The sequence below is a fragment of the Burkholderia crassaminum genome (assembly GCF_964265005.1).
Taxonomy (GTDB): domain Bacteria; phylum Pseudomonadota; class Gammaproteobacteria; order Burkholderiales; family Burkholderiaceae; genus Burkholderia.
The window spans coordinates 2,864,279-2,877,842 of record NZ_OZ183800.1 but is presented as its reverse complement, the minus strand read 5'-3'; the positions used below and the strand labels follow the sequence as shown (position 1 = coordinate 2,877,842).

Below are 13,564 nucleotides of genomic sequence, written 5' to 3'. Positions count from 1 at the left end.
CCCGAACAGGATCAAGAGGAAAACATGAGTCAGATCAAGTTGAGCGGTCTTCGCAAGCAGTTCGGCACGACCCCCATCCTCAGCGACGTGAATCTCACGGTCGAGCAGGGCGAGTTCTGCGTCTTCATCGGCCCGTCGGGCTGCGGCAAGTCGACGTTGCTGCGGATCGTCGCCGGCCTCGAGGAACAGAGCGCCGGCGACGTGTGGATCGACGGCCGCTGCGTCAACACGTTCGCGCCCGCGCAGCGCGACATCGCGATGGTGTTCCAGAGCTATGCGCTCTATCCGCATATGTCTGTCTACGAAAACATGGCGTTCGGCCTGCGTCACCTGCGCTTGCCGAAAGACGAGATCGACCGGCGGGTGCGGCTCGCGTCCGAATCGCTGCGGCTTGGCGAGCTGCTCGAACGCAAGCCCGGCGCATTGTCCGGCGGCCAGCGGCAGCGCGTCGCGATCGGCCGGGCGATCGTCCGCAAGCCGAAAGTATTCCTGTTCGACGAGCCGCTGTCGAACCTCGATGCGGCGCTGCGCGTGAAGACGCGCGTGGAGATCGCGAAGCTGCACCGCAGCCTCGACAGCACCAGCATGATCTACGTGACGCACGACCAGGTCGAGGCGATGACGCTCGCCGACAAGATCGTGCTGCTGCGGCCGCTCGAAGGGCGCAGCGGGCTCGCCAGCGTCGCGCAGATCGGCACGCCGCTCGATCTGTATCACCGTCCGGCGAGCCAGTTCGTCGCCGGTTTCATCGGCTCGCCCGCGATGAACTTCCTGCCGGCCAGCGTCGCGGCAGCCGGCAGCGGCGAGGTTCGCGTGCTGGTCCGCGATCATCCGCTCGGCGCCCACGTGTCCGGCGACGGGCTCGAGACGGGCGCCGGCGTGACCCTCGGCATCCGCCCCGAACACGTGCGGGTCGGTACGGGCACCGTGACGGGCCAGGTCGCACACGTCGAGCAGATGGGCGAACACACCTATCTGTATCTCGACACGCCGCTGTGCGACCAGCCGATCGTCGCGAAGACCGATGCGGCCGGCGCGCGGGTCGGCGAGCGCCTGCGCGTCGATCTGCCGGCGGGCGCATTGCATCTGTTTCATCCGGACGGACGCGCGGCGGGTCGCACGCCGCGCGAGCCTGCCGCGCCGGCGCTCGCGATCGCCTGAGCGGTGCGCGGTACCCGGCGAATCCAGCCACAGGTTTCAGGCGGCCACGGCGCATGGCCGCTGTCGAATGGGCGCCAAATCATCGATAAAGGATAGTCATGCTAAACAAGAAGCTTTCAGTGATCGTATGGAACGAGTTCGAGCACGAACGGGAAAACGCGGGCGTGCGCGCGATCTATCCGGACGGCCTGCATCAGGTGATCGCCGCCGCGCTCGCCGAAACCCCGGCGCTCGGCCACGGTGCGTTGCCGCTCGAGATCAGCACCGCGACGCTCGACCAGCCCGAGCACGGCCTCAGCGAAGCGCGGCTCGCCGCGTGCGACGTGCTGATCTGGTGGGGGCACAAGGCGCACGCGAAGGTCTCCGACGAGATCGTCGAGCGCGTGCAGCGTCGCGTGCTCGAAGGGATGGGCCTGATCGTGCTGCATTCCGGGCACTTCTCGAAGATCTTCCGCCGCCTGCTCGGTACGAACTGCTCGCTGAAGTGGCGCGAGGCAGCCGAGAAGGAACGGCTGTGGGTCGTCGAACCGTCGCATCCGATCGCGGCCGGGCTCGGCGAGTATTTCGAGCTGCCGCACGAGGAAATGTACGGCGAGCGTTTTGACATCCCGCAGCCGGACAGCACCGTGTTCATCTCGTGGTTCGAGGGCGGCGAGGTGTTCCGTTCGGGCTGCTGCTGGGAGCGCGGTCACGGCCGGATCTTCTATTTCCGCCCCGGGCACGAAGCCTACCCGACCTATCACGACCGCAACGTGCAGCGCGTGATCGCGAACGCGGTGCAGTGGGCCGCGCCGCGCGTGAGCCTCACCGACCGCTGCCCGGAATCGCCGCCGCTCGAAAAGCTCAGCGAGAAGAGCGGGCAGTTCGCGCACGTCGGCATCCGGCAAAGCGCAGGAGACCTCGCATGAACGACGATTACAAGGTCGAGCTGCCGGAAGCGGCGGTGATCGCACGTGGCCGGCGCCTGCGCGTGGGCGTGATCGGGCTCGGGATCGGCAGCAAGCATATCGAAGGCTGGCGCGAGCATCCGGATGTCGACGTGGTCGCGATTGCCGACCCCGATGCGAAGCGGCTCGCGAAGGTGGGCGACGCGTTCGGCATCGATGCCCGCTACGCGTCGGCCGACGCGATGTTCGCAGCGGAGAAGCTCGACGTCGTCAGTGTCTGCACGCCGAACAAGTTCCATCGCGAGCTGACGCTTGCCGCGTTCGACGCCGGCTGCCACGTGCTGTGCGAGAAGCCGATGGCGCTGAACGCGGACGAAGGGCGCGAAATGCTGATCGCCGCGCAGCGCGCCGGCAAGCGGCTGATGATCAATTTCTCGTACCGCTTCAGCGCGCAGTCGCGCGCGCTGAAGGCGCAGGTCGAGAGCGGCCTGTTCGGTGATTTCTATTTCGGGCGGACGGTCTGGCATCGCCGGCGCGGGATGCCCGGCTTCGGTGGCTGGTTCGGCACGAAGGCGCTGGCGGGTGGCGGGCCGCTGATCGATCTCGGCGTGCATCGGCTCGACCTCGCGCTGTGGCTGATGGGCTATCCGAAACCCGTGTGGGTGATGGGCAGCACCTACGATCCGATCGCACGCGAACTGGCAGAGCGTGCGGGCAAGACGTTCGACGTCGAGGATCTCGCGGCCGCGATGATCCGCTTCGACAACGGCGCGACGCTCGCGCTCGAGGCGTCGTGGGCGACCAACATCCAGGAGGCGGAGCTGATGGAAACCCGCCTGCTCGGCACGCGCGCCGGGCTGCTGCAGAAGAACCTGAACGAGGGCTACACGTTCGACGCGCACGTGTTCCTCGAGCAGAACGGCGCGCAGTTCGACATGCGCCTGAATCCGCCCGCGGAAGGCGCGCATTCCGCGATGTACGACTACGCGGAAGCGATTCTGTGCGACGTTCCGCATCCGGCGCCCGGTGAGGAAGGGCTGATCGTGATGGAGATTCTCGACGCGATCTATGCAAGCGCAGCCGCGGGCGAGCCGATCCGCATCCACGCGCCGACGCGGGCGGACGCCGACGCGTCGCCGGTGCTCGATCTCGACGTCGCGGGCTGAAGTCGAGCGCTGACTTCGTTCCGGGCCGGCGCGCGGATCGTCCACCACGCCGGCCCGACAGCAGCATGACGGACGACGCAGCACACACACCTATTAGATGACGCCGCGCATCGCACGCGGCGCACAAACAACGTTTGGAGACACGTTCATGATCGACGAAGCAGGCTGCGCCGCGCGCGGCCCCGCACGCACCCCGTTCAGGCTCACGCGGCTCGCCGCCGCGTTCTCGCTGGCCGTCGCATCGGCCGCGCTGCATGCGGCGCCGGACCCGGCAATGACGGTCGCCGCCGACAGCGCGCCGGGCGGCCTCTCGCAGGCCACCGGCGTCGTGCCGGCTGATACGAGCCCCGCCAACGTGGCGACGCCGACGCCGTCGTCGGCCTGGAACCAGCTGACGCCGTGGACGCAGTTCCATGGCTATATGCGGGCCGGCGTCGGCACGAGCGATGGCCATTCGCAGGCCTGCTTCCAGTTGCCGGGTGCACAGAGCAAATACCGGCTTGGCAACGAATGCCAGGTCTACAGCGAGCTGGAGATCGACCAGACGCTGTACAAGTTCTCGAACGGCATGCAGCTGTCGGCGGTGGGGATGGCGAGCCTCGTCAACGATCTCGATCGCGCGCCGACCTTCAACGGCGATCACGGCCGCGTGCGCCTGCCGCAGTCGTACGTGCAGCTCACGAACTTTCCGGGGCTGGACGACATGCGGGTCTGGTTCGGGCGCATCTACTACCGGCGCAACGACGTCCACATGAACGACTTCTACTACTGGAACCCGAGCGGCCTCGGCGCGGGCATCGAGAACGTGCCGATCGGTGGCGGCCTGAAGCTCAGCTATGCGCTGTTCCGCGAGGACTATATCGACCAGCCCAACTATGCGACGCGCCACGACCTGCAGTTGTCGGGCGTGCACCCGAACCCCGGCGGCGAACTGCAGTTCGGGCTGTCGTACATCCCGGCCCGCGCGCCGGTGCTGAACACGAGCGGCGTGCTGCAGGACGCGCACAGCGGCTGGTCGTTCACGGTTCAGCACGTGCAGACCAACCTGCTCGGCGGCAAGAACAAGCTCGCGTTCCAGTACGGCGTCGGTCCGGGCACGGGCCTCGGCTACACGGGAACGCTGACCAACGACAACCGCTACAAGAGTTTTCGCGTGCTCGACGCGTTCGACTGGCAGGCGACGCGCGACTTCAGCGGACAGGTGGTCGGCATCTACCAGCGCGACATCGCGCCGTCGGGCGGGTCGCAGACCTGGATATCGATGGGTGTACGGCCGGTGTACGCGTTCACACAGCACATCAAGCTGCAGGGCGACCTCGGGCACGATCGCGTGACGCCGTCCGGCGGCCCGACGCGCACGCTGCTGAAGGCGAGCGTCGCGCTGACGCTCGCGATGGACCGCTCGTTCTGGTCGCGGCCGGAATTCCGCGTGTTCTACACCTATGCGCGCTGGAACCAGGCCGCGCAGGATGCGGCGGCGCCCGGCGATCCGCTGTCGACGACGGGCATCTTCGGCACGTCGCGCACGGGTTCGACGGTCGGCGCGCAGGTCGAATGGTGGTGGTGAGCGCGATGACGGAACGCTGTACGACGATATCGATGGGTGCCGATGCCGCGCCGTTCTCGCGCATCGTGTTCGGGATGTGGCGAATCGGCGACTGGGCGTTGCCGGTCCGCGAGCGACGTGCGCTGATCGAGGCGGCGCTGGAACTCGGCGTGACGAGCTTCGACCATGCGGACATCTACGGCGACTACACGGCCGAGGGCCTGTTCGGCGACGTGCTGGCCGATGCGCCGCACTTGCGCGAGCGGATGCAGATCGTCACGAAATGCGGGATCCGGCTCGTGTCCGCACGCCGGCCTGCGCACGGGATCAAGCATTACGACACGCGCGCCGCCCATGTCGTCGCGTCGGTCGAGCAGTCGCTGCGCGCGCTGCGCACCGACCGGCTCGATCTGCTGCTGCTGCATCGTCCCGATCCGCTGATGGATGCCGACGAGGTTGCCGCGACCTTCGCCGCGCTTCGGCGTGACGGAAAGGTGAGGGCGTTCGGGGTATCGAACTTTACGCCGGCACAGGCTGCGTTGTTGCAGGACCGCATGGCGGCGCACGGCATGTCGCTCGCGACGAATCAGGTCGAATGCTCGCCGCTGCATCTCGCGCCGCTCGACGACGGCACGTTCGACCAGGCGCAGCGCTGGCGCTGTCCGCCGATGCTGTGGTCGCCGCTTGCCGGCGGACGCCTGTTGACGGAGGCGTCGCCCGCCGCGACGCGGGTGCGCGAGTGCGCGACGCGGATCGGCGACGCGCTCGGCGTGTCGGCGACGACGGTGCTGTTCGCGTGGTTGCTCGCGCTGCCGTGCCGACCGCTGCCGATCGTCGGGTCGAGCCGGATCGCGGCGCTGCGCGAGGCCGTGGCGGCGACACACATCGCGCTCGAACGCGAGCACTGGTTCGAACTGCTGCACGCGGCGCGCGGCGTGGAGGTGCCATGACCGTTGCGATCGACACACGATGACAATTCGGGAGATGGGATGAGTGTAGCAATCCTCAACGGTGATCCGGTCGCGCCGCGCGGTGCGCGCGCCGGAGAACCCCGCTTGCTGGCCGACATCGGCGGCACGCATGCGCGCTTCGCGCTGGAGACCGCGCTCGGCGGGATCGGCGACGTGCGTGTCTATCGATGCAGCGCCCATGCCGGCCTGGACGACGCGGTGCGCGCGTTCCTGCGCGACACGGGCGGCGCCCGGGTGCGGGACGCGGCGATCGCGATCGCCAATCCGGTGGACGGCGACATGGTCAGCATGACCAATCATGACTGGCGCTTCTCGATCGACGCGACGCGCCGCGCGCTCGGGTTCGACACGCTGCACGTCTTCAACGATTTCGCGGCGCTGGCGATGGCCGTGCCGCATCTGTCCGCGGGACAACGCCGGCAGGTCGGCGGCGGGCGCGCGGTGCCCGCCGGTACGATCGGCGTGCTCGGCGCCGGCACTGGGCTGGGCGTCTCGGCGCTCGTGCGCGCGGGCGACGCATGGGTGCCGGTGTCCGGCGAGGGCGGGCATGTATCGTTTGCGCCCGCCGATGCACGCGAAGCCGACGTGCTGCAGTACGCGCGGGCACGCTGGCCGCACGTGTCGTTCGAGCGGCTGGCCGCGGGCCCCGGCATCGCGGTCATTCACGCAGCGCTCGCCGCACGCGACGGTTGCGACGCATCGCGGGCCGATGCGGTCGATGCGGTCGATGCGGTCGATACGGCCGCCATCATCGATCGTGCGCTTGCCGGCGACGCACGCTGCGCGGCGACCCTGGATTGCTTCTGCGGCATGCTCGGCACGTTCGCGGGCAATCTGGCGCTGACGCTCGGCGCGACCGGCGGTATCCATATCGGCGGGGGCGTCGTGCCGCGCCTCGGTGCATGGTTCGATGCATCGCCATTTCGAGCCCGCTTCGAGGCGAAGGGCCGCTTTGCCGGCTATCTCGCGAAGATTCCGACCTTCGTGATCACCGCGCCGCATCCGGCCTTCGTCGGCGTGTCGCGCCTGCTCGCCCGCGCGTTGGGCGAGGTCGGCTGACGCGCTGCACGGGTCGCCGGGGCCGTGCACGAAGGTGTGCACTCCCGTCGAGCATCGATCGGATGAAGGCTCGCGTCGGCACGCATGCGTGTCCCGTTGCAGGTCGATCGGCTGTGCACGACATGCGCAACACGTGCGTGTCGCGTCCGTACCGTCATGTCCGGCTTGCGTGTTCGTAGTGCGATTGTCTGCAAGGCGTCGGCAGGTTGAAAGCAATCCGGCGCACGCACGCCGCCCTATGGAATACGCCGACTGGAAGTCGTCCCGGAACTCATTTACTTTTAGAGGAGTGTCGCCGAGGCGTCGTGCGTTCCGGAGGAATCGTGACCGCATTCCAGAAGGTGTGGCAATTGCTCGTCGGAAAGCCGCTCGACCCGCTCGATCCGCGCACGCGGCATGCGATCGCCGTGACGCCGCTGCTGGCCTGGGTCGGGCTCGGCGCCGACGGCCTGTCGTCGTCGTGCTACGGCCCGGAGGAAGCGTTCCTCGCGCTCGGCCAGCACCACGCGCTCGCGCTGTTTCTCGCGCTGGCGACGGCGGCCACCGTGTTCATCATCGCGCTCGGCTACAACCAGGTGATCGAGCTGTTCCCGACGGGCGGCGGCGGCTACCGCGTCGCGACGTCGCTGCTCGGGTCGAAGCCCGGGCTCGTGTCGGGCGCGGCGCTGCTGGTCGACTACGTGCTGACCGTCGCGACGTCGCTCGCGAGCGGCGTCGACGCGTTCTTCAGCCTGCTGCCGGTCAGCGCGCAAGCCTTCAAGCTCACCACCGAGATCGTGCTGATCCTGATGATGACGGGGCTCAATTTTCGCGGGATGCGCGAATCGATCATGGTGCTGCTGCCGATCTTCATCGGCTTCGTGGTCCTGCACTTCGTGCTGATCGTGTACGGCGTCGCCGTACACGGCAGCAGCCTCGCGATGGTCGTGCCCGACGCCGTGCACGAAGCGCACGGGATGTCGCAGTCGCTCGGCCTGTTCGTGCTGCTCGCGCTGCTGATGCGTGCGTTCTCGCTCGGCGGCGGCACCTATACGGGCCTCGAGGCCGTGTCGAACAACGTGAACATGCTCGCCGATCCGCGCGTGCCGAACGGCAAGGTGACGATGTGGTACATGTCGACGTCGCTCGCGTTCACGGCCGGCGGCATCATCCTGCTGTACATGCTGTGGCATGCGAAGCCCGTCGACGGCGAGACGCTCAACGCGGTCGTGTTCGGCAGCGTGATCGACCATCTCGGGCTCGGCTCGGCATTCGCGCGCCATGCGTTGCTCGCGGCCGTGCTCGCATTCGAGGCCGGGCTGCTGCTGGTCGGCGCGCAGACGGGCTTCCTCGACGGCCCGGCCGTGCTGTCGAACATGGCGTCGGATTCGTGGGTGCCGCGCCATTTCCGCGACCTGTCGACGCGCCTCGTGCGGCAGAACGGGATCATCGTCGTCGGGCTGTCGAGCCTGCTGATCCTCTTGTGGACGCACGGCAACGTCGACGTGCTCGTCGTGCTGTACAGCATCAACGTGTTCCTCACGTTCAGCATGTCGCTGCTCGGGCTTTGCACGTACTGGTGGCATCATCGCAGCCAGCAGGGCTGGTTCAAGCACTTCTTCCTGTCGGCGCTCGGGCTGAGCGTGACGGCGACCGTGCTTGTCATCACGCTCATCGAGAAGTTTACGGCGGGCGGCTGGCTCACGGTGCTCGTGACGAGCGCGGTGATCGCGCTGTGCTTCATGATCAATCGCCACTACGCGTATACGCGCGCGCAGCTCGCGAAGGAAGATGCGCTGTTCTCCGGCAAGCCGCCCGAAGTCGACGAGGCGACCGCGCCGGGCAAGCCCGATCCGTCGCAACCGACGGCCGTGCTGCTGGTCGGCAAGCATCGCGGCGCGAGCATGCACGCGCTGCTGTGGGTCAACCGGCTGTTTCCCGGGCACTTCCGCAACGTGATCTTCCTCGCGGTCGGCGAGGTCGATGCGAAGGCATACGACGGGCACGAACATCTCGAACGGCTGCGTCACTCGATCACCGAAGCGCTGGACTACTATGTCGCGCACTGCCGTCGCAGCGGCATCGCGGCCGACTACCGGATCGCGTTCGGCACGAACCCCGTCGTCGAGTTCATGAACCTCGCATCGTCGACGCTCGACGAGTACCCGAACGCCGTGTGCTTCGCGAGCAAGCTGATCTTCCGGCGCGTGAATTTCCTCACGGCCTGGCTGCACAACCAGACACCTGTCGAGTTGCAGGCGCGCCTGCACGTCGAGGGCAAGCAGATGGTGCTGCTGCCGATGAACGTCGGCTGACGGACGGGCGAAGCGGCTCGCCAGCACTTTTCAGCGCGAACGAACAGGCGTGCGGCAACGGCACGGTGACTTTTCTTGCGCAGCGCGATTACGGATGACGATGCGTATGCGAGCGTGACGAGCGTCGCGCGGGCCGGTGCAGCAGCTTGTCGCGCGTGCGGTCGCGGCCGCGTGCTGCCGTGAAGAACAACACCGCGAACACGAGAAGCGCGAGCAGCAAGAGCGCCTGGACGATACCGTTTTCCATGTCACCTCCAGCATGACGAGGGACGAAAGGCGCCGCGGCCGGCCGTCAGCCGGCGGGCACGAATGGGCCGGCGAGCATCGTGTCGATGAAGCGCTTGGCCAGCGCGATCGAGATCCGGAGCGCGTCCGCGTCGTTGCGGAACACCTGATGTTTCGGGTCGAGCAGGTGCGTTTCGTGGCATCTGCCGGCATCGCGCCAGACCACGACGGCAAGCGGTTCGTACAGCGCGCCCAGTTCGAGCCCTTCGCCGGCAACCGGGTCGACGAGCGCGACCGCGCGAATCCCGCACTGGCGATAGGTCAGGCAGAGCGGTGAAGCCATGACGGCCTCCGCGGCAGGCGCCGATCGTTCCGACCCCGCGTGATGCGTGATCGGACGAATGGGTGCCGGGCCGTATTCACGTCAGCACCGGCATCGCTTCGATCAGCGCGATGCCGAGCAACGCGCCGAGCGCGGCGCCGACCAGCTTCGGATGCCACCGTTCGAGATGCAGCGCGGTGAGCAGCGCACCGAACAGGATCACGCCGAGCAGTGCGAACGCGATCACGAGGTAACCCATTTCGAAGTCGCTATTGATCAACATGATGTCTCCTTCCCCATGTCGGCGTGTCGCGTTCGGCAGAGGGGCGTTCTGCCGACGTCGCACGCACGGATGATCTGCCTGAATTATAGATCACAACGTGATACAAAAGGCATTCTCGCCCGGGACAGGATGCGCAGAAGCGGCATGTCGGACTGGCGCCGCCGGCGCTGCACACCGGGCCGGCTCGCCGCATCGCGCGCAGGCCCGCCGCCGCGCGGCTTGACGCTCGACGGCACGTCACCCACACTGGTTCGCACGACGGTCACGCGGCGTGTGAGCCGTCATGTGCGCGTCATGCGGATCGAACCGTCCGCGCCGGCGCGCGGCCCTGGCGCCCGGCAACGAACGCGCGGAGAGCGACGACGTGGTGCTTTTCCTTTCCCGATGGACCGGCCGCCTGCTTGCCTGCGCCATCGCGCTCGGCGCAGGCGCGGCCATGGCCGATGTGCGCGACAGCGGCAACACGGGCGGCGACGCGCCCGTCACGGTCGTCAGCGATGTCCACGAATTCGTGATCCAGCACGACGGTTCGCTCGACGAGCACGACGATGCGACGCTGCGCGCGAACAACGCGAACGGCATCGATGCCATCGCGCAGCGCTACGTGTGGTTCGACAAGAATCTCGAGAAGGTGGACCTGCTCGCGACCGAAACGATCGACCGCGACGGTGTCGCGCATCCCGTCGGCGCGGACGGCATCCGCGACGTGCAGGAACCGCGCTCGGCCGGCGCGCCGACGTTCCAGGACGGGCTGTTGCGCACCGTCGTGTTTCCCGGCGTCGAAGCCGGGTCGAGCACGCGCGTGGCGTTCCGCAAGACCCGCACGAAGCCGGTCAACCGCGGCTACTTCGGCTACACCGTGGAGCCGTCGCGCGAGCCGGTCGACAGCCAGCGGCTGATCTTCGACGTGCCGGCCGACATGCCGCTGTACGCGGATGCGCGTGGCTACGTCGCGCTGCCGCCGGTCACCGCGAACGGCCGCACGCGCTACGAATTCGACTACCGGCACGGCCCGTACGAGCGCATCGAGAACGGCGCGGTCGGCTACGCGACCTACGGCGACCGGCTCGTCGTGTCGACGCTGCCCGACTATGCGGCGTTCGCCGCGCGCTACCGCAACGCGGCCGTCGATCCGGACACGGACGATCCGGCCGTCGCGCAACTGGCGCGCACGCTGACCGCGGGTGCCGCCGATCCGCGCGACAAGGCGCGCATCCTGTACGACTGGGTGCAGGCGAACGTGCGCTACGTCGGGCTGTTTCTCGGCGAAACGGCCGCCGCGCCGCATCGCGTCACGGACATCCTGCGCAACCGCTACGGCGACTGCAAGGATCATGTCGCGCTGTTCGGCGCGTTGCTCGCGGCGGTCGGCATCCGCAGCGAACCGGTGCTGATCAGTCTCGGGTCCGTCTACACGCTGCCGTCGGTGCCCGGTTACGGCGGCGGTGCGATCAATCACGCGATCACGTGGCTGCCCGATCTCGCCAGCTTTGCGGATACGACGACGGCCGGCATCGCGTTCGGCTATCTGCCACCCATCGTGATGGACCGTCCCGCGCTGCTCGTCGACACGGGTGTGCTGTCGCGCACGCCGGCCACGCAGCCGCGCGGCCGCATCGCACGGGTCGGGATCGATGCGGCCGGGCCGGGCGCCGTGCATTTTCACGCGTACATCGAGGATGACGGCTGGACGGCCGAACTCGAACGCAACCTGTTTCGCCGCGCGACACCCGACGCCATCGCCCAACTCGCGAACGACCGTCTGCGGCAAAGCGGCTTGCGCGGCCGCGCGCAACTGTCGACCAGCGACCGGCGCGTGACCGACGGGCCGTTCGACGTGACGATGTCGGGCACGCTCGACCATTTCGTGTGGCCCGACGGCACGACCGCGTTGCCCGCGCTGTCGAGCCTGACGGGCGGCATCGCGACGCAGGTCGAGAGCTGGCTGGCCGAACCCGTGCGCACGCAGCCGTGGGGCTGCATCGGCGGCACGTTCGACGAGACCGGCCAGATCGCACTGCCGGCCGACGTCACGGTGACCGACCTGCCGGCCGATACGGCCGTGCACGATCGCTTCGTCGACTTCACGTCGCATTACGTATTCGACGCGGCCGCGCGTGTCGTGCAGGTCTCGCGGCGGATGACGGCGGATTTCGGCCGCCAGGTGTGTACGCCGGACGAATTCACGGCGCTGCGCGCGTCGCTCGAACGCATCGAACGCGACACGCAGGCCCAGATCGTCGTGCGGGCGAAAGGGCGTTGAACGTCGATCGGGCAGGGGAAGTGATCGCGTCGATACGTTCGGTCGACGCGCAGGAGGGCATCATGACGGAACGGGATGACGAGATCGCCGATCTCTCGAAGGAATTGCTGGGCCGGATCGTGCAAGGCACCGTTGCCGGCGGCGCGGTGGTGGATCCGGAGCAGTGCGCGGCGCTCGCCGTGCAGTGCGCAACGGCGCTGGTCGACAGGCTGGAAGCGCGCAGCGGCTGAGCGCTGCAATCACGCGTGGCAGCGATTTGAGCGACGGTTGGCGGCCGCGGGCGGCATCACGTTTAAGACGTGATGCGTGACACGTCACGCCTTACGCTTCGACACGCATCTCGCCGTCCGCGCGCACGGCGCCCGGCGGCTTGCCTACCACGCGCTTGAACGCGCGGCTGAACGCGGCGAGCGAGCCGTAGCCGAGCCGGTACGCGACGGCCTCGATCGTCTCGTGGTCGCGCGTGATCCATTGCGCGGCGAGCCGCATCCGCAGCTCGGTCAGGTAGCGCACGGGCGTCATCCCGGTGGCCGCGAGAAAGCGTTCGGCGAACACCGAACGTGACACGCCCGCTTCGGTGGCGAGTTCCGCCACGCTCCAGTTGCGGCCCGGATCGCGATGCAGCGCGACGATCGCGCGGCCGAGCTTCGGCTCGCGCAGCGCCTGCACCCAGCCCGTCGCATCGCCGCATCCGCATTCGACCCAGCCGCGCACGATGAACGCCGCGACCACGTCCGCGAGCCGCGCGAGGATGCCGGCGAAGCCCGCGCGCGCCGAGCACGCTTCGCGCTCCATCGCATCGAGCATCGGGCGGATTTCCGGGTAGCGCGCGAGCAGCGTGCCGACGTGCATGAGCTCGGGCATCGTGCCGACCAGCGGCTGCATGCCGCCGAGATCGAGCTCCATGCAGGCGCTGAAGATCAGCGCGTCGCCGGCGCCCGGCTCGGTCGTCGCGCAACTGGCGGGCGACACGCCGGCCGATGCCACCGACGCAACCGTATCGCAGATCTTCGCGACTTCGAAGCCGTTGATCTCGCGGCACTGTGCATCGGGGTCCGACACCAGCGCGTGCATGCCGCCGTGTGGCAGCAGGATTGCATCGCCGGCCTCGAGCCGCATCGTGTCGCCCGACGCGTCGCGCAGCAGCACCGGCCCGCGCCCGACGAAATGGAACTGCGCGCGGCCCGTCACGTGGCCGAAATTCAGCCCGAACGGCCGCGCGACCTGGATGCGGCGGTACTGGACGCCGCTCAGGCGCATCCCCAGCAGCAGCTCGCTGACGAGGTCGTGCACGTCGGGGATGGGCGGAAGCAGGGGCTCGGACATATCGAGATTCGGACGTTCGATCAACAAGAGCGGATTGTATGTCATAGACCGTCCTGATGTG

The 13,564-nt window shown here is 68.1% G+C and carries 12 protein-coding genes and 1 pseudogene; 9 read left to right on the top strand and 4 right to left on the bottom strand.

All coding sequences use genetic code 11. The features are described 5' to 3' along the window. Positions 1-24 precede the first annotated feature (24 nt). The 7 genes and pseudogenes from ACPTTF_RS29940 (at position 25) to ACPTTF_RS29910 (ending at position 9,084) form a co-directional block, all read left to right on the top strand. Positions 25-1,161, top strand: a complete 1,137-nt coding sequence (locus ACPTTF_RS29940) for an ABC transporter ATP-binding protein (RefSeq protein ID WP_423369337.1) — start codon at positions 25-27, stop codon at positions 1,159-1,161. Between the two features lie 98 nt (positions 1,162-1,259). Continuing rightward, a complete protein-coding gene (locus tag ACPTTF_RS29935; protein ID WP_423369336.1) occupies positions 1,260-2,069 on the top strand; it encodes a ThuA domain-containing protein in 810 nt (269 codons plus the stop codon). Beyond that, positions 2,066-3,214: a Gfo/Idh/MocA family protein gene (locus ACPTTF_RS29930; RefSeq protein ID WP_423369335.1), complete on the top strand. Its 1,149-nt coding sequence runs from the start codon at positions 2,066-2,068 to the stop codon at positions 3,212-3,214. Before ACPTTF_RS29935 ends, ACPTTF_RS29930 begins: the two co-directional genes overlap by 4 nt. 148 nt (positions 3,215-3,362) lie before the next feature. After that, positions 3,363-4,781 (top strand): maltoporin, encoded by a 1,419-nt coding sequence (locus tag ACPTTF_RS29925; protein WP_423369334.1) that lies wholly within the window; start codon positions 3,363-3,365, stop codon positions 4,779-4,781. Next, entirely contained in the window at positions 4,769-5,710 is a 942-nt protein-coding gene (locus ACPTTF_RS29920; RefSeq protein ID WP_423369333.1) for an aldo/keto reductase, read from the top strand. Before ACPTTF_RS29925 ends, ACPTTF_RS29920 begins: the two co-directional genes overlap by 13 nt. Before the next feature lie 39 nt (positions 5,711-5,749). Next, a pseudogene (locus tag ACPTTF_RS29915) lies at positions 5,750-6,775 on the top strand (glucokinase); the annotation flags it as partial. Positions 6,776-7,113: 338 nt separating this feature from the next. Continuing rightward, the gene (locus ACPTTF_RS29910; protein ID WP_166954752.1) at positions 7,114-9,084 is read left to right on the top strand and encodes an amino acid permease; all 1,971 of its coding nucleotides are present in this window, start codon (positions 7,114-7,116) and stop codon (positions 9,082-9,084) included. A gap of 88 nt (positions 9,085-9,172) precedes the next feature. On the opposite strand, the gene ACPTTF_RS29905 is transcribed toward ACPTTF_RS29910, so the two are convergent. From ACPTTF_RS29905 to ACPTTF_RS29895, 3 genes are all read right to left on the bottom strand, one after another. Beyond that, positions 9,173-9,331: a hypothetical protein gene (locus ACPTTF_RS29905; RefSeq protein ID WP_166954750.1), complete on the bottom strand. Its 159-nt coding sequence runs from the start codon at positions 9,329-9,331 to the stop codon at positions 9,173-9,175. A 45-nt stretch (positions 9,332-9,376) separates the two neighbouring features. Beyond that, positions 9,377-9,652, bottom strand: a complete 276-nt coding sequence (locus ACPTTF_RS29900; protein ID WP_423369332.1) for a hypothetical protein — start codon at positions 9,650-9,652, stop codon at positions 9,377-9,379. A 76-nt stretch (positions 9,653-9,728) separates the two neighbouring features. Continuing rightward, the gene (locus ACPTTF_RS29895; RefSeq protein ID WP_166954746.1) at positions 9,729-9,914 is read right to left on the bottom strand and encodes a hypothetical protein; all 186 of its coding nucleotides are present in this window, start codon (positions 9,912-9,914) and stop codon (positions 9,729-9,731) included. A gap of 364 nt (positions 9,915-10,278) precedes the next feature. On the opposite strand from ACPTTF_RS29895, the gene ACPTTF_RS29890 reads away from it, so the two are divergent. Further along, positions 10,279-12,177 (top strand): DUF3857 domain-containing transglutaminase family protein, encoded by a 1,899-nt coding sequence (locus tag ACPTTF_RS29890; protein ID WP_423369331.1) that lies wholly within the window; start codon positions 10,279-10,281, stop codon positions 12,175-12,177. Then, positions 12,174-12,407: a hypothetical protein gene (locus ACPTTF_RS29885; RefSeq protein WP_423369933.1), complete on the top strand. Its 234-nt coding sequence runs from the start codon at positions 12,174-12,176 to the stop codon at positions 12,405-12,407. The genes ACPTTF_RS29890 and ACPTTF_RS29885 overlap by 4 nt, the downstream gene beginning before the upstream one ends. A gap of 91 nt (positions 12,408-12,498) precedes the next feature. On the opposite strand, the gene ACPTTF_RS29880 is transcribed toward ACPTTF_RS29885, so the two are convergent. After that, positions 12,499-13,548 (bottom strand): AraC family transcriptional regulator, encoded by a 1,050-nt coding sequence (locus ACPTTF_RS29880; RefSeq protein ID WP_423369330.1) that lies wholly within the window; start codon positions 13,546-13,548, stop codon positions 12,499-12,501. Positions 13,549-13,564: the final 16 nt, after the last annotated feature.